Origin of the sequence: Streptomyces sp. NPDC007084 (assembly GCF_040703595.1) — a bacterium.
GTDB lineage: Bacteria > Actinomycetota > Actinomycetes > Streptomycetales > Streptomycetaceae > Streptomyces.
On record NZ_JBEYFY010000042.1, the window covers coordinates 32,800 to 53,304 of the forward strand.

Annotated in this window: 19 protein-coding genes; 14 read left to right on the forward strand and 5 right to left on the reverse strand. The window is 72.3% G+C overall.

Features of this window, described 5'->3' with window-relative positions; genetic code table 11:
• Nucleotides 1-12: 12 nt before the first annotated feature.
• The 7 genes from rhaI (at nucleotide 13) to AB0912_RS26655 (ending at nucleotide 9,230) form a co-directional block, all read left to right on the forward strand.
• Entirely contained in the window at nucleotides 13-1,173 is a 1,161-nt protein-coding gene (gene rhaI, locus AB0912_RS26625; RefSeq protein ID WP_366704004.1) for an L-rhamnose isomerase, read from the forward strand.
• A 243-nt stretch (nucleotides 1,174-1,416) separates the two neighbouring features.
• The gene (locus tag AB0912_RS26630; protein ID WP_366704006.1) at nucleotides 1,417-3,456 is read left to right on the forward strand and encodes a bifunctional aldolase/short-chain dehydrogenase; all 2,040 of its coding nucleotides are present in this window, start codon (nucleotides 1,417-1,419) and stop codon (nucleotides 3,454-3,456) included.
• Nucleotides 3,453-4,904 carry a rhamnulokinase family protein gene (locus tag AB0912_RS26635; protein WP_366704008.1) on the forward strand — a complete coding sequence of 484 codons (1,452 nt, stop codon included), beginning with the start codon at nucleotides 3,453-3,455 and terminating at the stop codon, nucleotides 4,902-4,904. Before AB0912_RS26630 ends, AB0912_RS26635 begins: the two co-directional genes overlap by 4 nt.
• 134 nt (nucleotides 4,905-5,038) lie before the next feature.
• Complete coding sequence (locus AB0912_RS26640) at nucleotides 5,039-5,854, forward strand: (Fe-S)-binding protein (RefSeq protein ID WP_366704010.1); 816 nt, start codon at nucleotides 5,039-5,041, stop codon at nucleotides 5,852-5,854.
• Nucleotides 5,851-7,344 (forward strand): LutB/LldF family L-lactate oxidation iron-sulfur protein, encoded by a 1,494-nt coding sequence (locus tag AB0912_RS26645; RefSeq protein ID WP_366704012.1) that lies wholly within the window; start codon nucleotides 5,851-5,853, stop codon nucleotides 7,342-7,344. The genes AB0912_RS26640 and AB0912_RS26645 overlap by 4 nt, the downstream gene beginning before the upstream one ends.
• Nucleotides 7,341-7,991 (forward strand): LUD domain-containing protein, encoded by a 651-nt coding sequence (locus AB0912_RS26650; RefSeq protein ID WP_366704014.1) that lies wholly within the window; start codon nucleotides 7,341-7,343, stop codon nucleotides 7,989-7,991. The genes AB0912_RS26645 and AB0912_RS26650 overlap by 4 nt, the downstream gene beginning before the upstream one ends.
• Nucleotides 7,992-8,075: 84 nt before the next feature.
• Nucleotides 8,076-9,230, forward strand: coding sequence for a betaine/proline/choline family ABC transporter ATP-binding protein (locus AB0912_RS26655; protein WP_366704016.1), 1,155 nt, complete (start codon nucleotides 8,076-8,078; stop codon nucleotides 9,228-9,230).
• A gap of 44 nt (nucleotides 9,231-9,274) precedes the next feature.
• Here the strand turns inward: AB0912_RS26655 and AB0912_RS26660 are convergent, their stop codons facing one another.
• From AB0912_RS26660 to AB0912_RS26670, 3 genes are read right to left on the reverse strand one after another with little or no spacing between them, the layout of a single operon-like run.
• Nucleotides 9,275-10,225: an ABC transporter substrate-binding protein gene (locus AB0912_RS26660; RefSeq protein WP_366704019.1), complete on the reverse strand. Its 951-nt coding sequence runs from the start codon at nucleotides 10,223-10,225 to the stop codon at nucleotides 9,275-9,277.
• The gene (locus tag AB0912_RS26665) at nucleotides 10,222-10,893 is read right to left on the reverse strand and encodes an ABC transporter permease (RefSeq protein WP_366704021.1); all 672 of its coding nucleotides are present in this window, start codon (nucleotides 10,891-10,893) and stop codon (nucleotides 10,222-10,224) included. Before AB0912_RS26665 ends, AB0912_RS26660 begins: the two co-directional genes overlap by 4 nt.
• Nucleotides 10,890-11,570 (reverse strand): ABC transporter permease, encoded by a 681-nt coding sequence (locus AB0912_RS26670; protein ID WP_366704023.1) that lies wholly within the window; start codon nucleotides 11,568-11,570, stop codon nucleotides 10,890-10,892. The genes AB0912_RS26665 and AB0912_RS26670 overlap by 4 nt, the downstream gene beginning before the upstream one ends.
• Nucleotides 11,571-12,289: 719 nt before the next feature.
• Between AB0912_RS26670 and AB0912_RS26675 the strand changes: the two genes are divergently transcribed.
• From AB0912_RS26675 to AB0912_RS26685, 3 genes are all read left to right on the forward strand, one after another.
• Nucleotides 12,290-13,549 (forward strand): ice-binding family protein, encoded by a 1,260-nt coding sequence (locus tag AB0912_RS26675; protein WP_366704025.1) that lies wholly within the window; start codon nucleotides 12,290-12,292, stop codon nucleotides 13,547-13,549.
• Between the two features lie 629 nt (nucleotides 13,550-14,178).
• Nucleotides 14,179-14,736 (forward strand): DUF5819 family protein, encoded by a 558-nt coding sequence (locus tag AB0912_RS26680; protein WP_366704027.1) that lies wholly within the window; start codon nucleotides 14,179-14,181, stop codon nucleotides 14,734-14,736.
• Entirely contained in the window at nucleotides 14,726-16,012 is a 1,287-nt protein-coding gene (locus tag AB0912_RS26685) for an HTTM domain-containing protein (protein ID WP_366704029.1), read from the forward strand. Before AB0912_RS26680 ends, AB0912_RS26685 begins: the two co-directional genes overlap by 11 nt.
• Here AB0912_RS26685 and AB0912_RS26690 read toward each other — a convergent pair.
• Nucleotides 15,984-16,859 (reverse strand): helix-turn-helix transcriptional regulator, encoded by an 876-nt coding sequence (locus tag AB0912_RS26690; RefSeq protein ID WP_366704049.1) that lies wholly within the window; start codon nucleotides 16,857-16,859, stop codon nucleotides 15,984-15,986. The two genes, AB0912_RS26685 and AB0912_RS26690, sit on opposite strands and share 29 nt — an antisense overlap.
• A 196-nt stretch (nucleotides 16,860-17,055) precedes the next feature.
• The gene (locus tag AB0912_RS26695) at nucleotides 17,056-18,021 is read right to left on the reverse strand and encodes a pirin family protein (protein WP_366704031.1); all 966 of its coding nucleotides are present in this window, start codon (nucleotides 18,019-18,021) and stop codon (nucleotides 17,056-17,058) included.
• A gap of 163 nt (nucleotides 18,022-18,184) precedes the next feature.
• Between AB0912_RS26695 and AB0912_RS26700 the strand changes: the two genes are divergently transcribed.
• The 4 genes from AB0912_RS26700 (at nucleotide 18,185) to AB0912_RS26715 (ending at nucleotide 20,425) form a co-directional block, all read left to right on the forward strand.
• Nucleotides 18,185-18,700, forward strand: a complete 516-nt coding sequence (locus AB0912_RS26700) for a MarR family transcriptional regulator (protein ID WP_366704033.1) — start codon at nucleotides 18,185-18,187, stop codon at nucleotides 18,698-18,700.
• On the forward strand, nucleotides 18,697-19,170 hold the full coding sequence (locus AB0912_RS26705) for a MarR family transcriptional regulator (protein ID WP_366704035.1): 474 nt from the start codon (nucleotides 18,697-18,699) through the stop codon (nucleotides 19,168-19,170). Before AB0912_RS26700 ends, AB0912_RS26705 begins: the two co-directional genes overlap by 4 nt.
• Before the next feature lie 85 nt (nucleotides 19,171-19,255).
• Nucleotides 19,256-19,603 (forward strand): tetratricopeptide repeat protein, encoded by a 348-nt coding sequence (locus AB0912_RS26710; protein WP_366704037.1) that lies wholly within the window; start codon nucleotides 19,256-19,258, stop codon nucleotides 19,601-19,603.
• A gap of 159 nt (nucleotides 19,604-19,762) precedes the next feature.
• The gene (locus tag AB0912_RS26715; RefSeq protein WP_366704039.1) at nucleotides 19,763-20,425 is read left to right on the forward strand and encodes a peptide deformylase; all 663 of its coding nucleotides are present in this window, start codon (nucleotides 19,763-19,765) and stop codon (nucleotides 20,423-20,425) included.
• Nucleotides 20,426-20,505 lie beyond the last annotated feature (80 nt).

Genomic DNA, 20,505 nt, shown 5'->3' on the forward strand with positions numbered 1-20,505 from the left:
AGGAGCCCCGAAGTGACCGAGTTCGCCGCGGTGAAGGCCGCGCTCAAGACCCAGGCCGTCGAGACGCCGTCGTGGGCGTACGGGAACTCGGGAACCCGGTTCAAGGTCTTCGCGCAACCGGGTGTGCCCCGGACCCCCCAGGAGAAGATCGACGACGCGGCGAAGGTGCACGAGTTCACCGGCGCCGCCCCGACCGTCGCCCTGCACATCCCCTGGGACCGGGTCGAGGACTACGCGGCGCTCGCCAAGCACGCCGAGGAGCGCGGCCTCACCGTCGGCGCGATCAACTCCAACACCTTCCAGGACGACGACTACCGGCTCGGCTCCGTCTGCCACCCGGAGGCCGCGGTGCGCCGCAAGGCCGTGGACCACCTGCTCGAATGCGTCGACATCATGGACGCGACCGGCTCCCGGGACCTCAAGCTGTGGTTCGCCGACGGCACCAACTACCCCGGGCAGGACGACCTCCACGCACGCCAGGACCGGCTCGCCGAGGCCCTCTCCCAGGTCTACGACCGGCTCGGCGAGAACCAGCGCATGCTGCTGGAGTACAAGTTCTTCGAGCCCGCCTTCTACGCCACCGACGTGCCCGACTGGGGCACGGCCTACGCGCACTGCCTCAAGCTCGGCCCCAAGGCGCAGGTCGTGGTCGACACCGGGCACCACGCCCCCGGCACCAACATCGAGTTCATCGTCGCCACCCTGCTGCGCGAGGGAAAGCTCGGCGCCTTCGACTTCAACTCCCGCTTCTACGCCGACGACGACCTCATGGTGGGCGCCGCCGACCCCTTCCAGCTCTTCCGGATCATGTACGAGGTGATCCGCGGGGGCGGCCTCTCCCCCGACGTCGCCTTCATGCTCGACCAGTGCCACAACATCGAGGCGAAGATCCCGGCGATCATCCGTTCCGTGATGAACGTGCAGGAGGCGACGGCCAAGGCGCTGCTCGTCGACCGTGCGGCGCTTGCCGCGGCCCAGCAGTCCGGGGATGTCCTCGCGGCCAACGCCGTCGTCATGGACGCCTACAACACGGACGTGCGGCCCCTGCTCGCCGAGGTGCGGGCGGAGCTGGGGCTCGATCCCGATCCGGTGGGCGCGTATCACCGGTCCGGGTGGGGGGAGCGGATCGCCTCCGAGCGGGTGGGGGGTATGCAGGCGGGGTGGGGGGCCTAGGGGGGCGCCGTTCCGTATCGGCGCCCGCTTTCCCGGAGCGCCCGCTTTCCCGGAGCGCCCGCTTTCCCGGAGGGCCCGCTCTTTCGGAGGGCCCGCTCTTTCGGAGGGCCCGCCTTCTCTGAGGGCCCGCCTTCTCGGAGGGCCCGCCTTCTCGGAGGGCCCGCTCTCCCCCCGCGTCCCTGGGCCGGCTTCCCCTCGGTTTGTTTTCAGTGAACGTACGTACTCTTCTTAAGGACCTGGAACATGGCAGCCCATCCTGAAGTCGTCGCTCTGTTGGGTCGGTCGCGGCGGCTTGGTGGTGATCCTCGGAACACCAACTACGCGGGCGGCAACACCTCCGCGAAGGGCGGCGGCACCGACCCCGTGACCGGCGGCGAGGTGGAGCTGATGTGGGTGAAGGGGTCGGGCGGCGACCTCGGGACGCTCACCGAGGCCGGGCTCGCGGTGCTGCGCCTGGACCGGCTGCGGGCGCTGACCGAGGTGTACCCGGGAGTCGAGCGCGAGGACGAGATGGTCGCCGCGTTCGACTACTGCCTGCACGGCAAGGGCGGTGCCGCGCCCTCCATCGACACCGCGATGCACGGGCTGGTCGACGCGCCGCACGTCGACCATCTGCACCCCGACTCCGGGATCGCGCTCGCCTGCGCGGCCGACGGGGAGAAGCTCACCGCCGAGTGCTTCGGGGACAGCGTGGTGTGGGTGCCCTGGCGCCGGCCCGGTTTCCAGCTCGGCCTGGACATCGCGGCGGTCAAGGAGGCCAACCCGCGGGCCGTCGGCTGTGTACTGGGCGGCCACGGCATCACCGCCTGGGGCGCCACTGCCGAGGAGTGCGAGCGCAACTCGCTGCACATCATCCGTACCGCCGAGGCCTTCCTCGAAGAGCGCGGCAAGGCGGAGCCCTTCGGGCCCGTCGTCGAGGGGTTCGAGCCGCTCGCCCCCGCCGAGCGCCGGGCCCGCGCCGCCGCCCTCGCCCCGTACGTCCGGGCCCTCGCCTCCCGGGACCGGCCGCAGGTCGGCCACTTCACCGACTCCGACGAGGTGCTGGACTTCCTCGCCCGGGCCGAGCACCCCCGGCTCGCGGCGCTCGGCACCTCCTGCCCGGACCACTTCCTGCGCACCAAGGTCCGGCCGCTCGTCCTCGACCTGCCCCCTGCCGCCCCGCTGGACGAGGCGGTCGCCCGCCTGAAGGAACTGCACGCCGAGTACCGGGTGGAGTACGCCGCCTACTACGAGCGGCACGCACAGCCCGACTCCCCCGCGATGCGCGGCGCCGACCCGGCGATCGTGCTGGTCCCCGGCGTCGGCATGTTCTCCTTCGGCAAGGACAAGCAGACCGCGCGGGTGGCGGGCGAGTTCTATGTGAACGCCGTCAACGTGATGCGCGGGGCCGAGGCCGTCTCGACGTACGCGCCGATCGAGGAGTCGGAGAAGTTCCGTATCGAGTACTGGGCGCTGGAGGAGGCCAAGCTCCGCCGGATGCCGGAGCCCAGGCCGCTCGCCACCCGGGTGGCGCTGGTGACGGGCGCGGGCAGCGGGATCGGCAAGGCCATCGCGGAGCGGCTGGTGGCCGAGGGTGCCTGTGTGGTGGTCGCGGACCTGAACGCCGAGGGCGCGGAGCGAGTGGCCGCGGATCTCGGCGGGCCGGACAAGGCCGTCGCCGTCCGGGTGGACGTCACCTCCGAGGAGCAGATCGCCGAGGCGTTCCAGGCGGCGGTGCTGGCGTTCGGCGGGGTCGACCTGGTGGTCAACAACGCGGGCATCTCCATCTCCAAGCCGCTCCTGGAGACCACCGCGAAGGACTGGGACCTCCAGCACGACATCATGGCGCGCGGCTCCTTCCTCGTCTCGCGCGAGGCGGCCCGGGTGATGACCGCTCAGGAGCTGGGCGGCGACATCGTCTACATCGCCTCCAAGAACGCGGTCTTCGCCGGCCCGAACAACATCGCCTACTCCGCGACCAAGGCCGACCAGGCGCACCAAGTACGCCTGCTGGCAGCCGAGTTGGGGGCGCACGGCATCCGGGTCAACGGCGTCAACCCGGACGGGGTCGTGCGCGGCTCGGGGATCTTCGCGGGCGGCTGGGGCGCCCAGCGCGCGGCCACCTACGGCGTCGAGGAGGAGAAGCTCGGGGAGTTCTACGCCCAGCGGACCATCCTCAAGCGGGAGGTGCTGCCGGAGCACGTGGCGAACGCGGTGTTCGCGCTGACCGGCGGGGACCTGACGCACACCACGGGGCTGCACGTCCCGGTCGACGCCGGCGTCGCCGCCGCGTTCCTGCGATGACGCAGGTGAACGCCTCGCACCACGCCGCGGTCGACCTCGGCGCGTCCAGCGGACGGGTCATGGCCGGCCGCGTCGGTCCGGACACCCTGGAGCTGACCGAGGCGCACCGCTTCCCGAACCGTCCGGTCCGGGTCCCCGAGGGGCTGCGCTGGGACATCCTCGCGCTGTACGGGGGTGTCCTCGACGGGCTCCGCGCGGCCGGACGGGTCGACTCCGTCGGCATCGACAGCTGGGCCGTGGACTACGGCCTGCTGGACGCGGACGGGGCGCTGCTCGGCAACCCGGTGCACTACCGCGACGCCCGTACGGAGGGCGTCGCGGAGAAGGTGTGGGCGACCGTACCCGCGGCCGAACTGTACGCGGCCACGGGTCTGCAGTTCGCGCCGTTCAACACCCTCTACCAGCTCACGGCGGCCGGCTCCTCCGCGCAACTGGCTTTCGCCAAACGGCTGTTGCTCATCCCGGACCTGCTGGCGTACTGGCTCACGGGCGTGGCCGGCACGGAACTGACCAACGCCTCCACCACCCAGTTGATCGATCCGCGCACCGGCGACTGGGCGTACGGCACGGCGGAGCGCCTGGGCGTCGACCTCACCCTGTTCGCGCCGCTGCGCCGGCCCGGCGATCCGGCCGGGACCCTGCTCCCGGGCGTCCTGGAGGAGACCGGGCTGACGGGTCCGGTGCCGGTGACCACGGTGGGTTCGCACGACACCGCGTCGGCGGTGGCCGCCGTCCCCGCCACCGGGGAACGGTTCGCGTACATCTGCACCGGCACCTGGTCGCTGGCGGGTCTGGAGCTGGACGCTCCGGTGCTCACCGAGGAGAGCCGGGCCGCCAACTTCACCAACGAACTGGGCCTGGACGGCACGGTCCGCTATCTGCGCAACATCATGGGCCTGTGGCTGCTCCAGGAGTGTGTACGGGAGTGGGGCGGGCCCCCTCTCGGCGACCTCCTGTCGGCCGCCGCCGAGGTGCCGGCGCTGCGGTCGGTGGTGGACGCGGGCGACCCGGCGTTCCTCGCGCCGGGCCGGATGCCGGCGCGGATCGCTGACGCCTGCCGGGTCTCCGGGCAGCCTGTGCCGGAGTCGCGCGCCGAGATCACCCGGTGCATCCTCGACTCCCTCGCGCTCGCCCACCGGCGGGCGGTGCTTCAGGCGCAGTCACTCGCCGGTCATCCGGTCGACGTCGTGCACATCGTGGGCGGCGGCACCCGCAACGAACTGCTCTGCCAACTCACCGCCGACGCCTGCGGGTTGCCGGTCGTGGCGGGCCCGGCGGAGGCGGCCGCGCTCGGCAACGTCCTCGTCCAGGCCCGGGCGCACGGGCAGGTCGGCGACCGAGCCGGGATGCGCCGCCTGGTGGCCCGTACCCAGTCGCTGCGCCGCCACGAGCCACGCGGCGGCACGGCCGCCTGGCGCGCGGCCGAGGCCCGGCTCGGCACACCGTGACCCGCGCCGTCCGGTCGGGGGGTGCGCGGTACGCCCGTGCCCCTCACCGTCCGCCGGGGGCGCGCGCTGCCTCTCTCGCCGCATGCCCGCCGCGTACGCTGCACCCATCCGATGACCGAGACCAAGGAGCTGCGATGCGAGTCGCCCTGTTCCTGACCTGTGTCAACGACACGCTGTATCCGGACACCGGCCGGGCCGTGGTGAAACTGCTGACCAGACTGGGTGTCGACGTCGATTTCCCGATGGGCCAGACCTGCTGCGGGCAGGCCCACTACAACACCGGCTACCGGCATGAGGCCGAGCCGCTGGCCCGTCACTTCTCCGATGTCTTCGGGGGGTACGAGGCGATCGTGACGCCCTCCGGGTCGTGCGGGGCGATGGTGCGGGAGCTGTACCCGAGGATGGGCGAGCGGGCGCGCGCCGAGGGGCGGGGCGACACCCTGGCCCGCACGCTGGCGCCGGTCGTGCCGAAGACGTACGAGCTGACCGAGTTCCTGGTGGACGTCCTCGGGGTCACGGACGTCGGCGCGTACTACCCGCACACGGTGACCTACCACCCGACCTGTCACGGGCTGCGGAGTCTGGGGCTCGGGGACCGGCCGCGCCGGCTGCTCCAGTCCGTCAAGGGTCTCGAACTGCGCGAGCTGCCCGGCGCCGACGAGTGCTGCGGCTTCGGCGGGACCTTCGCCGTGAAGAACCCGGACGTGTCCGCGGCGATGGGCGCCGACAAGGTGCGCAACGCCGAGTCGACCGGCGCCGAGGTGCTGTGCGCGGCCGACAACTCGTGTCTGATGCACATCGGCGGCACGATGGGCCGCCTGAGGTCGGGCATGCGGCCCGTGCACATCGCGGAGATCCTGGCGAGCACGGAGGAGGAGCCGGTCACGGGAGAGCCAGGTATGCCAGGTGTGGAGGAAGTGCCGGGCGCGGGAGAGGGGCCGAGCGCGTGAGCGGAACGTTCGTCGGAATGCCGGCCTTCCCCGTCGCCGCGCACGAGGCCGTCGGCAACCGCACCCTGCGGGGCAATCTGCGGCACGCCACCCACACCATCCGCGCCAAGCGGGCCAAGGCGGTCGCCGAGGTGTCCGACTGGGCGGCGCTGCGCGAGGCCGGCAAGCAGATCAAGGACCACACACTCCGTCATCTCGACCGCTATCTCGTGCAGTTGGAGGAGTCGGTGACGGCGGCGGGCGGTGTCGTGCACTGGGCGGCCGACGCGGACGAGGCCAACCGGATCGTCACCGAGCTGGTGCGGGCGACCGGCGAGAGCGAGGTCGTCAAGGTCAAGTCGATGGCCACGCAGGAGATCGGGCTCAACGAGGCCCTGGAGGAAGCGGGCATCCGCGCCTACGAGACCGATCTCGCCGAGCTGATCGTGCAGTTGGGCAAGGACCGGCCCTCGCACATCCTCGTTCCCGCGATCCACCGCAACCGCGGCGAGATCCGCGACATCTTCGCCCGCGAGATGGGCGCGTGGGGGCGCCCGGCCCCCGAGGGCCTCACCGACACACCCGCCGAGCTGGCCGAGGCCGCCCGGCTGCACCTGCGCGAGAAGTTCCTGCGGGCCAAGGTCGGCATCTCCGGCGCCAACTTCATGGTCGCCGAGACCGGCACGCTCGTCGTCGTGGAGTCCGAGGGCAACGGCCGGATGTGCCTGACCCTTCCCGAGACGCTGATCTCGGTCGTCGGCATCGAGAAGATCGTGCCGCGCTGGCAGGACCTGGAGGTGTTCCTCCAGACCCTGCCGCGCTCCTCGACCGCCGAGCGGATGAACCCGTACACCTCGATGTGGACCGGCACCCGGGACGGCGGGGCCGGGCAGGGGGACGGGCCGGGAACCTTCCATCTGGTGCTGCTGGACAACGGCCGCACCGACACCCTCGCCGACGAGGTCGGCCGCCAGGCCCTGCGCTGCATCCGCTGCTCGGCCTGTCTCAACGTCTGCCCGGTGTACGAGCGGGCGGGCGGCCACGCCTACGGCTCGGTCTATCCGGGGCCGATCGGCGCCATCCTCAGCCCGCAGCTGCGGGGCACCGGCAGCGAGATCGACGCCTCCCTGCCGTACGCCTCCTCGCTGTGCGGGGCCTGTTACGAGGTCTGCCCGGTCGCCATCGACATCCCGGAGGTGCTGGTGCATCTGCGTGAGCGGATCGCCGAGGGCGGGCCCGCCACGCGCGACGGCAACCGGGTCGTCCTCAAGCCCGCCAAGGGGCACGCGGCCGAGCGGGCGGCGATGCGGGCGGCGCGGTGGGCCTTCAGCCATCCCGGCGCGCTGCGCACCGGCCAGCGGCTGGCGTCCCGGACCCGGCGTTTCCACCCGCGCACCCTGCCGGGCCCGGGCCGGGCGTGGAGCGGGACCCGGGAGCTGCCCGAGGTCCCGGCGGAGCCGTTCCGCGACTGGTGGCGGCGGACGCGGGGCGGAAAGGACGTGACGACATGAGCGGCAGGGACCTGATCCTCGGCCGGGTGCGGCGGGCGACCGCCGACGTCCGCGGCGACGACCCGCCCTACGAGGCGGCCGTGGACCGGGGTTATCTGCGCGAGCACGGTGAGCGGACCGCGGCGCGGACCGTCGACCTGCTCGCGGAGAACCTGGCGGACTACCGGGCGATCGTGCACCGCTGTGGGGCCGACGCGCTGCCCGCGACCCTCGCCGGCCTGCTGGCCGCCCGCGGATCGGACACGGTCGTCGTACCGGAGGGCCTGGACGTGTCCTGGCTCGCGGAGAGTGACGTGACGCGGGTCGCGGACCGGATCACGGCCACCGCGCAGGAGCTGGACGCCGTCTCCAGTGTGGTCACCGCGTGTGCCGTGGCCGTCGCCGAGACCGGCACGATCGTCCTGGACGCGTCCCCCGACCAGGGGCGCCGTCGGATCACCCTGATCCCCGACCACCACATCTGCGTCGTCCGGGTCCCGAGCCAGGTCGTCTCCTCCGTACCGCAGGCCCTGGAACGGCTGGACCCGGCGCGTCCGCTGACCTGGATCTCGGGGCCGTCCGCCACCAGCGACATCGAACTGGACCGGGTCGAGGGGGTGCACGGTCCGCGCACGCTGGAGGTCGTGCTCGTGGACGACACCCCGTAGCGCGTCCCATGGGCCCGGCCGCCCCCTCGCACAGGGGGACGCGGCCGGGGAGCGGGGAGGTGGCGGCGCGGCTAGCGTGAGGGAATGATCCGGTTCGAGCAGGTCAGCAAGGTCTACCCGGACGGTACGAAGGCGGTGGACGACCTCTCCTTCGAGGTGGAGGAGGGCGAACTCGTCACCCTCGTCGGCCCGTCGGGCTGCGGCAAGACGACCACCATGATGATGGTGAACCGGCTGATCGAGCCGACGTCGGGCCGGATCCTCGTGAACGGGGAGGACATCGCCACGATCGACCCGGTGCGGCTGCGGCGCCGGATCGGCTACGTCATCCAGCAGGTCGGCCTCTTCCCGCACCGGACGATCCTCGACAACACGGCGACCGTGCCGACCCTGGTCGGCTGGAAGAAGGCGAAGGCGCGGGCGCGGGCCGCCGAACTCCTCGACCTGGTCGGCCTCGACCCGGCCACCTACGGGTCGCGCTACCCGGAGCAGTTGTCCGGCGGTCAGCGGCAGCGGGTCGGGGTGGCGCGGGCGCTGGCCGCCGACCCGCCGGTGCTGCTGATGGACGAGCCGTTCGGCGCCGTGGACCCGGTGGTGCGGGAGCAGTTGCAGGACGAGTTCCTGAGCATGCAGCGCTCGGTCCGCAAGACGGTCCTGCTCGTCACCCACGACATCGAGGAGGCCGTCCGGCTCGGCGACCGCATCGCGGTGTACGGGCAGGGGCGCATCGAGCAGTTCGACACCCCGGGGGCGGTGCTGGGGACGCCGGCCACGCCGTACGTCGCCTCGTTCGTGGGTGCCGACCGGGGGCTGAAGCGGCTGTCGGTCACCGAGATCGAGGCCGACGACCTGGAGCAGCCGCCGGTCGCGCGGCTCGACGAGGGCGCGGCCGACGCGGCGGCCCGGCTGCGCGCGGACGGCGCCCGCTGGGCGGTCGTCCTCGACGCCGACGGCGACCTGCACGGCTGGGTCGGTGTGGCCGAACTCGGCGCGGGCGGCCGGGTCGGCGCGTACGCGCACCGGATGAACTCCTGGGTGCCGGTGGGCGCCCCGCTGAAGCAGGCGTTCGGCGTGATGCTCCAGCACGACGCGGGCTGGGTCGCCGTCCTGGACGGCGCCCGCTTCCTCGGCGTCCTCACCCCGGCCAAACTCCACGAGGCCCTGCGCCGCTCGGTCGACGCCGACGCCCGGGGAGTCCCCCGCGACCAGGTCGACTTCGACTCGGTGTCGGACGCCTGAGGGGCGCGCGACCGACGATTCCGGGCGCGGGAGTCCGCGCCCGCTCACTTCAGCAGGCCCTTGTCCTTCAGGTAGGTGCGGGCCACGTCCTCGGGGAGGCGGCGCCAGCTGTCGACCTGTTGGTTCATCGAGGCGAGGTCGGCGGTGGTGAGGACCGGGTTGAGGCGGCCGAGCGCCTTGGCGACGCCCTCGCCGCCGGCGCGGGAGCGGTTGACGACAGGGACGAGGTAGTCGGCGTTCTGGAGGTGCTTGTCGTCGGCGAGCAGGACGAGGCCGAACTCGTCCAGGGTGGCGTCGGTGGTGGTGGTCAGCACCATCTGGTCCTGGCCGTTCTGCACGGCCTTCTTGGCCTGGGTGGTGCCGACGCCCTTGGGGTCGACGCCGGTGATGTCGATCCCGTACGTCTTCTTCAGGCCCGGTTCGCAGTACGGCCGCTTCACGCATTCGTCGCCCGCGGCGAGGCGCACCTTGAGGCCGGAGCCGCCGAGATCGCTGAGGGTCTTGAGGTGGTGTGCGCGGGCATACGCCTGCGTCACCGCGAAGGCGTTCTGGTCGACCGCCCTGCCGGGGGCGAGGACGGTGAGGCCGCGCGGTGTCGCCAGCTTGCGCAGGGCGGCCATCGTGGCGTCGAGGTCGGGTGAGCCGACCGGCGGTGCGTCGGCGCCGTGGGTCTTGGCGTTCAGCCAGTCGGCGAAGGTGGCGGCGTACTCCGCGACCACGTCGATCTGGCCCGATTCGAGGGCCGGTTCGTACAGTTCGCGGTTGGCGACGGTGAGCATCGAGGTCTTGTAGCCGGCCCGCTTCAGCAGCAGGGAGTACATCTGGGCGAGCAGGTCACTCTCGGTGAAACCGGCCGAGCCGATGGTCAGGTGCTTGCTGTCGCCGGGTGGCGCGGTGACGTCGCCCTTGGTCTCCAGCGACGGGCCCGTGCCGCAGCCGGTGGCCAGCGCGGCGGCCAGGGTGAGACCCGCGAGGGCGGTGCCGGGCCGCCTCACCGGGTGCCCCGCGCCCACCGAGGGGACAGCCGCTCGGCGATCTCGAAGACGCCCTCGACGATCAGGGCGAACACGGCCACCAGGACGGCCCCGGCGACGACCTGCGGGGTGCTCGCCAGGTTGAAGCCGGCGGTGATGATGCGGCCGAGCCCGCCGCCGCCGGCGAGGGCCGCGATGGTGGCGGTCGCGACGAGCTGCACGGCGGCGATCCGCACCCCGTTCATGATCATCGGCAGGGCGAGGGGCACCTCGACACCGAAGAGCATCTGCCGTCCGGTCATGCCCATCCCGCGCGCGGCCCGCACCACGTCCCGGTCGACCTCGCGCATCCCGACGTAGGCGTTGGTGAGCAGCGGCGGCACTGCGAACAGGACCAGCGCGACGACGGTGGGGCCCTCGCCCCAGCGGCCGACCGGGGTGAGCAGCAGGATCACCAGCACGGCGAACGTGGGGACCGCGCGGCCCACGTTGGAGATGTTCACGGCGAGCGCGCCGCCCTTGCCGAGGTGGCCGAGGACGAGCGCGACGGGCAGCGCGATCAGGCAGCTGATGACGAGGCAGACGACCGTCAGCACGAGATGCTGGGCGAGCCGGTGCCAGACACCGTCGTCGCCGGACCAGTGCGCCGGGTCGGTGAGCCAGTCCCAGGCTCCGGTCAGGGTGTTCATCGGCGGGCCGCCCGGGTCCAGGGGGTGATGAGCCACTGCACGCCGAGCAGCAGCAGGTCGGCGGCGACGGCGATGACGACGCACAACACGGACGCGGTGAGCACCTGCGCCTTGAAGTAGGTGTTCATGCCCGCGTAGATGAGGTTGCCGAGTCCGCCGAAGCCGACGATCGCGCCGACCGTGACCAGCGAGACGGCGGACACGGTGGCGATCCGCAGGCCCGCCATCGCGGCGGGTACGGCGAGCGGGAGTTCCACGGTGAGCAGCAGCCGGATCGGCCCGTATCCCATGCCGCGCGCTGCCCGCCGGGTCTCCTCGGGGACCGCGCGCAGCCCCGCGAGGATGTTCCGCACGAGCAGGGTCAGCGAGTACAGGACGAGACCGGCGGCGACCAGCGACGCCGACAGGCCGTACACGGGCAGCAGCAGCGAGAACATCGCGAGCGAGGGGACCGTGTAGAGGATCGTCGTCACGCCGAGGACGGGTCCGGCCGCCCAGCGCCAGCGGCGGGCGAGGACCGCGAGCGGCACGGCGATGACGAGCGCGATGGCGACGGCGACCGCCGTGAGCTGGAGATGCTGGACCGTCGCGTCGAGGAGGATGTGGCGGCGCGTGCTCAGGTATTCGCCGCAGATCCACTCGTTGCGCGCGAGGCAGTCGTCCGGGGGCGCGGTCACGCGTCCATTTCACCCGGTACGGGCGGTGGTCCGCGCGTTGTGGTGACCCGTACGGGGTGGGCCGGGACGGGCGACGACTTGCCGAGCCGATGAGTTCGGCGGCCGGGGGCCGGCCGGCGCGGCCTCGGGGCTGGTCCTCGGCACGGTCGCCGTGAAGGGCGTGATCCTCGCGGTGACGGCCGGGCTCTGCGGCACGGCACCGGGGCCGCGCTCGCCGGGACCGTCCCGTGCACGCTGGCCCGCACCCGCACCCGCACCCGCACCCGCGCCGGCACCGCGGCCCGGTGCGGACCAGGGTCCCGGCGTCCGGCTCGGCGGCGACGCGGTCACGGCGGCGGTGACGCCGGGAGACGCGCTGCTGACGGCACGGGCGGCGCCGCGTACTCCGGCCGTGGAGGCGCCGGCGGTCGGGACCTGACCGGTTCCGGGGCCGGGCCGCTGCCTTCCGCCGGTCAACTCCCCCACTCCGTATGAGGTGTTCGGCCCGGAATTAACCGGCTGCCCGGAATTCGCTCAATTCCGTTCGCCGCGACGTCCGATGATCGTAAAGGAGAATCATCGAGGCCGTTTCCGCCGCCAAAATGGGGAATCCCATCTCCCCTGTCCCGCCTGGCGCATTCGCCGGAATCTTCCTGCGTAATATTCCGCAGCAGTGAAAAGGCTTCCCGGGCGATCGGCAGGCCCGGCATGCCACGGCTCTCACAGGAAATGGCTCCTCGATGAAGCTGAAAATCCGTCAAGCGCCTCACGGCCGCACCTGGTCCGGCGTACTGGCCTCGGCCTTCGCCGGGACGGTGGCCGCCGCGATGGTCGCACTGACACAGGCGCAGGCCGTGGCCATCGCCACGCCCGTGCCGCTGGCCACGGCCGCGAGTTTCTCCGTCCTCTCCGGCCAGGGAGTCACCAACACCGGCCCCTCGGTGATCAGTCACGACCTCGGGACGAGCCCGAACCCGGCGGTCTCCGGCTTCCCGCCGGGACAGGTCCTCGGCGCCGTGCACGCCGCGGACGCCGTGGCACAGCAGGGCAAGGCCGACCTGGTGACGGCCTACAACAACGCGGCGGGCCAGGCCACCGACTTCGCCCTCCCGGCGGGGATCACCACGGGCACCACGCTGATCCCCGGCGTCTACACCGCGACGGCCGGCGTCGGACTCACCGGCGACCTGATCCTGGACGCCGGCGGCAACCCGAACGCGGTCTGGGTGTTCCAGATCCCCGAAGCGCTGACGACCGCGTCCAACAGCCGCGTCCTGCTCACCAACGGCGCCTCGGCGTGCAACGTGTACTGGCAGGTGGGCAGTTCGGCCACCCTCGGCACCAACTCCACCTTCGTGGGCACGATCATGGCGCTGACCTCGATCAGCGCGAACACGGGCACGAACATCGAGGGCAGGGCGCTGGCCCGCAACGGCTCGGTGACCCTCGACGACAACAGGATCTTCCTCAACAGCTGCGCGACCGGCACCACCGGAGGAACCACGACCGGAACCACCACGGGCACGACCGCCGGGACGACCACGGGCACGACCGCCGGGACGGGCACCAGCGGCGGGCTGCTCGGTGGCGGCCTGGTCAGCGGCGGCCTCCTGGGCGGCCCGATCATCAGCGTGACGAGCGGCGGCACCGCGGGCAACACCGTCGGCAACACGGCCGGCAACACCGCGGGCAACACGGCCGGGAACGCCACCGCCGGCAACACCGTGGGCGGGAACACCGTGGGCGGAAACGGCAACGGCGGGCACGGCGGCAAGCCCGAGGGCCACGGCCACCACCACAAGCCCGGCGGTCCGGGTCACGGCGGCAAGCCCGGAGGGTCGGGCCACCACGGAAAGCCGGACCAGGGCCACCACGACACGCACGGCAAGCCCGAGCACGGCAAGGACCACGGCAAGGACCACGACGACAACTACGGCTACGCCGACGCGCCGTACGGACAGCACCCGTCCAAGGACCGCTCCATGAGCCGCGAGAGCTAGGGCGTGTCGTTTGGATCATGTGGCGGGTCGCGGGGCAGGGCACGCACATCTGCGGCGTTGTCGTCGGTTGCCGACGCTCCGCGTCGTCGCCCTCCTCCGCCTTGCAGCTGCACGCACCCTGCCCCGCTCGGCCCAGCCGACAAGGCGCCGCACTCCGGCGCCACCTGATCCAAACGACACGCCCTAGGCGGCACGTCACAGAAGACCGGCTCGCCGGACGAAGGCGCGTGGCGGAATCCCGACCGGGTCCGCCGCGTGCCGCCGGTGACGGTTCACAGCAATGTCGGACGCGAGTAGCCGCCATGGAGAAGACAGCTCGGGCGGTGTCGAGGGGAATGGGGCCGGGGCACATGCGGGACATCAGATTTTCCGATTCCGAATCGGCACCACCACATAATTCCCCCGACGAGATCACCGGCCCGGCAACACGGGATCGCACCACCGAAGTCACCGGCCCGGTATCACCGGATCGCACCACCGGTATTCCTGGACCGAAATCGCGGGATCGCACGGCCGGAATTCCCGCACCGGAACCACAAGAAAGCGCCGCCGAGCCGCCCGGACCGGTCCGCGGGTCGTTGCTCTCCCGGGCCGGCAGAGCGGGCCTGACCGGTGTGGTCGCCCTGTGTGTGGCGACGGCCCTCGTCCATGTCGCCCTGGTCTTCCTGCACGTGGCGCCCACCAATACGCTCTCCAAGCGGTACAGCCCCCTGGTCAACGCCTGGGTGTACCCCTTCTTCGAGCAGAACTGGCGGCTTTTCGCACCCGACCCCGACTCCGCCAACCGGCAGATCCTGGTGCGCACCGCACGCACCGGATCGGACGGATCGTCCCGGGTGAGCGGCTGGTTCGATCTGACCGCGGTGGACGCCGCCGCCGTCGAGCACGACCCGTTCCCGAGCCACACCGCCCAGAACATGCTGCGCCGCGCCTGGACCTCCTACGTCGACACCCACGGCGGGGACGACACCGCGCGCACGGAACGCGCCCGGATGATGCGGCGCTACCTGGCCAACATCGCCGTCCGACGGGTCGCCGCCCACCGAGACGGCTCGTTCGACTTCATCCAGCTCCGCGTCGTCACACGGCCCATCGCCGCCTCCGGGCCCGCCGCGGGCAACGCCCCTCCGGCACCCGCCGAGACCCGGCTGCTCCCCTGGTGGAAGGTGACCCCTCATGGGAACTGAGCGCAACTCCCCCGCCCCCGCGCCGGTACCGCAACCGTCGGGCGGCCCGCACGACCCCTACGGCCCGCGCAGCCCACACGACACCAACGGCCCGCACGGCCCGCGCCCGTCCGCCGTACAGCGGCTCCACGAACGGGCCGCCGCCCTGGGCGAGTTGGTCACCGGCCGTCCGGTGTCGCTCTACGCCGCCGCGGTGCTGCGCGCCGGCTACGGCCTGCTCTATCTGATCTTCCTGGTACGGGAGTTCCCGCACCGCGCGGAAATCTGGGGCCCCGACTCCCCCTGGACGCCCGCCCTCGCCCACGACCTGTTCGCCCAGACCGGCTGGAACAGCGTCCTGACCCTGTCCGACAGCCACGCCTACTTCGAACTCTGCTACGCGCTGGCCGTCGTCACGTCGGCGCTGTTCATGCTGGGCTGGCGAACCCGCTTCCTGTCGCTGCTGTTCGCCGTCGTGGTGGCCTCGTTCCACGCCCGGGCGATCTTCATGACGGACGGCGGCGACAACCTGATCCTGCTGATGTCCCTCTACCTCGTCCTCACCGCGAGCGGCAGGCGCTGGTCCCTGGACGCCCGCCGAGCCCGCCGCCGGCGTGCGGCCCATCCGGTCCCCTGGCCCCGGCAGGAGCGGAACTCCACACGTCAGCTCCGGGCCGCCCGGACCACGTTGACCACGGTGATCCACAACTGCGGCATGTTCGTCATCGCGGCCCAGGTCTGCTTCCTCTACGGATCAGCGGGCCTGTACAAGGTCCAGGGCGCTTCCTGGGGCGCCGGCACCGCGCTGCACTACGTTCTCAACCTGCGGCTCTTCCAGCCCTGGCCGGGCCTCTCCCACCTGGTGGACCAGCACACGGTCCTGATCGCGATCGCCGGCTATCTGACCGTGCTGCTGCAAGTGGCCTTCCCCTTCGTGCTCTTCGGCAGGCTCAAGTACCCGGTCCTCGTCATGCTGTTGGGCATGCACACCGGCATCGCCCTGCTGATGGGGCTGCCCCTCTTCTCCGGCGCGATGATCGTCGCGGACGCCGCGTTCCTGCCCGACCGCTGCTACGCCGCCCTGCCCGCGCTGTGCCGGCGCGCGGCCCGGCGGACCGGCCCGCGACGCTGGGTGGCCTCGCGCACGGGGCAGGCCGCCGGATCGGTACCCGCCCAGGGCGGCCCCGGGGAGCCCCGCCCTCAGCAGGGGGCGCGGAAGGAGGGGCCGCGCGGGTCCACCCCACCGGACGGCTCCGACACGGCTGCCCTCAGGACCAGCTCGCCGGAGCGTCGATGAGCGCCTTGGTCACGTCGGTGACGAGGGCGCGGCTGTCGAGGGGGTCGAGGGCGCGGGCCTGAAGGTGGTCGTACAGCGCGCCGAACTCCCGTACGTCGGACGGCTTGTCCAGGTGGAGATCGCTGACGAACCGTTCGAGGTAGACCACGCCCGCCGGGGAGCCGTCGGCGACCTCCAGGATCGAGAACTGGCCCGACAGGCCGGGGGTGACGCCTCCGGCGTAGGGGAGGATCTGCACGGTGATGTGCGGCTCCGCGCCGAGCGCGTTCAGGTGCTCCAGTTGTTCACGCATCACGTCGGGGCTGTCGACCACGCGGTGCAGTACCGATTCGTCCAGGACGGCCCACAGGGTCAGCGGGTGGGCGGGGTCGTAGATCCGGTGCTGTCTGCGGAGGAGGAGCTTGAGGCGGGTGGCGATCTGCGCGTCGGTGAGCCGAGGGATCGTTTCGCTCATCACGGCGGACGCGTAGGCGGGGGTCTGGAGCAGGTCGGGGATCAGCGTGGGCCCGTAGACGTGGATGACGTCGGCGTCCGTCTCCAGACCCAGGTAGACGCTGTTGGACAGGTCGCCGTAGGGGTGCCACCAGTCGCGCTGGCCGGACTCCTTGGCCATCTCCATCAGCGAGTCGACGGTCCGCTGGTCCGTCACCCCGTAGATCGCGCAGAGGTCGCGCACATCGCGGGGGCTGATGGCGCGGTTGCCGTTCTCCATGTGGCTGATCTTGGGCTGGGAGACCATGAGCCGCTCGGCCACTTCCGTGCTCTTCAGCCCGCTGGCCACCCGGAGCCGGCGAAGCTCGGCACCCAGCCGTCGCCTTCTGATGGTGGGGTTGCTCTTCGCCACCACGCGCGGCGCACCTCCTGTCACACGTCATCCTGTCGGACCGGAGGGTGCCATGGAGCATCGGTCGACGGCCGCGCGCCATGCCGTCGTGATCACAGTCGGCCGAAACGGACCACCGTAGGCGGTTGCGTATCCCGTCCTGACGGGGTGGGACGCGCGGACGGGGTCCGTTGTCGTCGGCCTGAGTCCAAGGAGCGGGTCAGCGCACCCGGCCACGGGGTTTCAGCGGCACCGGCGGCAGGTCGGGGGCGCGCAGCGGGGCCCCGTCGTAGCCCTTGACCTCGCCGAAGCGGGTGCCCTCCGCCCAGTCGCGGCGGGCCTGTTCGATCTCCTCCTGGGTGCGCCCGATGAAGTTCCACCACATGATCAGCTCCTCCTCGAACGGTTCACCGCCCAGGAGCATCAGACCCGCGTCCGAGGCGGCGCGCAGCGGGAGTTCGGTCCGGCCGCAGCCGAGGTACAGCATGGAGCCGGGGAGCATGGGGACGCCGTCGACGTGGGTCTCGCCCGACATGGCGAGCACGGCGTACTCGAAGTCGGGCTCCAGCGGCAGGCTGAGGTCCGCGCCGCTCGCGAGGGCCAGGTCGGCGCCGACGATCGGCGTGTACGTGGTGCCGGGCGAGGTGGTGCCGTCGACCGTGCCCAGCAGCAGCGTGGCGCGCAGGCCGGGGGCGGTGACGACGGGCAGCTCGCCGTGGTGCTCGAAGTGCGGGTCGGTGTGGCGGTGGCCGTCCGGCAGGGCGACCCAGAGCTGCGCGCCGTGCAGCAGGCGGGCGTGCGGGCGGGGGCTCTCCTCGGAGTGGCTGATGGCGCGGCCGGAGGTCATCAGGCCCAGCTCGCGGGGGCGGATGGTCTGGAGGCTGCCGGTGGAGTCGCGGTGCAGCACCTCGCCCTCGTGCAGCCAGCTCACGGTCTGCAGGCCCATGTGCGGGTGGGGCGGGACCTGCATGCCGGGCTCGTCGGCGATGTCGTCGGGGCCGTAGTGGTCGACGAAGCACCAGGCGCCGACCATGCGCCGGCCCAGGTTGGGCAGCAGCCGGCGGACTTCGGTGGACTCGCCGAGCCTGACCCGGCGAGGGCTGAGGAGTTCACGCACCGGTTCGGCCACCACGAAGCCGCGGCCGCCGCAGAGGGCGGGAACGGCCTCCTGATCAAGATTGCTCATGGCGCCAACCTAGACCCGTCCGGGACTCCGCGTCAGGCGGTCGAACCGCCCATCCAGGGGCACTTGGCTCAGAACAGGCGCGCCGGGCCAAGAGCGCGGCCTCGCTCCGTACGCCGTTCGAAAACAGTAGCCATGTACACAGTAGCCATGTACTGTTTATTTTATGAGTTCAGCGAAGCCGGTCTCCGAGAACGCGACGCCCGGGTTCCTCGTCTGGCGCCTGTCGATGAAGTGGCGGGTGGCCGTCGACCGGGCGGTGGGCCCCCTCGGCCTGACGCACGCGCAGTACTCGCTGGTCGCGTCGTTGTACGGCATGCACCGGGACGGTGTGCGCCCCAGTCAGCGACGGCTCGCCGACCACACTGGACTCGAACCGCTCTACGTCTCGAAGCTGGCCCGGTCCCTGGAGGCCGCCGGGCTCCTCGACCGCGAACGCGACCCGGCGGACCCCCGCGCGGTGCGGTTGTCCCTCACCGAGGAGGGGCGCGAGATCACCCGCCGCGCGATCACCGTGGTCCAGGGCCTGCTGGAGCAGCTTCTCGCACCACTGGGCGGTCTCTCGGGCGACCGCACCCGGGCGTTCAGCCGCGAGCTGGCCACCCTGCTCGACGTACCGCTCGATCCGCGCGCCGGCGCCGAGGCGCTGCCGGACGCGACCTCATCGAAGGAGCAGTCATGAGCACCTCCGTACCGTCCACTCCCCCACCGTCCACTCCCCCCGCCCTCCCCGTGAACGGCCAGGTCATCGGCCTCGCGCACTACGCGAGCCGTGCCGTACTGGAGCGGGTGCTGGCCCGCGGCGGCACCACCTTCCACCAGTCCGTGGCCCTGCGGGCCGTCTCCGACAACGGCGGGACCGTCGAGCGCGCGTGGCTCGTGGACCGGCTGACCGGCGCGCTGAAGGTCGAGGAGCCGGTGGCGCGCGCGACCGTCGAGGAGCTGACGGCGCGCGAGCTCCTGGAGGCGGCGGGCGCCGGGCGGATCTCCCTCACCGGCGCCGGGCGCGACCTCTTCGAGTCGGTCCGCACCGCGGGCAACGCGATCGCGGCGCGGCTGTACGCGGGAATCCCGGCCGAGGATCTCGCGGCGGCCGGCCGCGTCCTGACCCTCGTCACCGAGCGGGCGGAGGCGGAGCTGGCCGGCACGTGACCGGCGCCGGCCACCGCCCCTGTCAGCGGGGTAGTGGAATATTCAACCAATGAGTGCGGTTGTGGCCCGGTGAAGGAGGTCAGCAGTGGAGATGACGTACTACGACCACGGAACGGCCGCGGAGCGCTGGGAGCGGGCGCGACTGTTCTTCGACGCCAAGGACTACGCCGCGGCGGCGCGGGTGCTGGCCGGGCTGGTCGAGGAGACGCCGGAGCAGGTCGGACCCCGGCTGCTGCTGGCCCGCTCGTACTACCACTCGGCCCAACTGAGCCGCGCCGAGACCGAGTTGCGCGCACTGGTGGAGATCGACCCAGTCGAGCACTATGCGCGCCTGATGCTGGGGCGCACGCTGGAACGGCAGGGGCGGCACGCCGAGGCGGCCTCGCACCTGCGGATCGCGTCGGCCCTCGCGGGCGACTTCCAGCAGGCCTGATCCCGCCCGGTCCGCGCCTCGGCGGACACACCCGGAGGGCCGGTCACATCGCTGACCGGCCCTCCGGCGTGCGCCCCGGGACGTCACGCGTGCCGAGAAGTCGGGGGACTCGCCCGGCGCCGGCTCGATCGAACCGAGCCGGCTTGGCATCCTGGCACGATGGCATCCGGACGTGACCCTGCCCCCGGCTCCTTCCGTCCCCTGAGCGACCTGGTCGAGGAACTCCTCGACCACGAAGGCCCGTTGCCGATCTTCGGGGCGGGCGACCCCGTGCTGCGGATGACGGCCGAGCCGTTCGACGGGCAGTTGGACCCGGGCCTGCTCGCCCGCTTCGTGGCCGCGCTGCGCGCCACGATGCACGCGGCACCCGGCGTGGGCCTCGCGGCCCCCCAGGTCGGCGTACCGCTCCGGCTCGCCGTCATCGAGGACCCGGCCCCGGTCTCCGAGGAGGTCCGCGTCGCCCGCGCACGGGTTCCGCAGCCGTTCCGGGTGCTGGTGAATCCGTCGTACGAGGGGGTCGGCGCCGCCCGGGCCGCGTTCTTCGAGGGCTGCCTGAGCGTCCCGGGCTACCAGGCCGTGGTGGCCCGGCACGCGGAGGTGCGGCTGACGGGCTGGGACGAGGAGGGGCACCCGGTCGACGAGCTGTTCACCGGCTGGCCGGCCCGCATCGTCCAGCACGAGACGGACCACCTGAACGGCACGCTCTACCTGGACCGCGCCGAACCGCGCAGCCTGTCCTCCAACTGGGCGGCGGCGGAACTCTGGGGCCAGCCGACCCCGGAGCGGGCGGCGCGGGGTCTGGGCTTCGAACTTCCGGAATAGCACCGGCGGCTTCCGGGACGGCCCCGGCGGGCCGGGGCGGCGGATCGCCGGGGGGGCCCCCCCCCCGCGGCGTAGTGCGG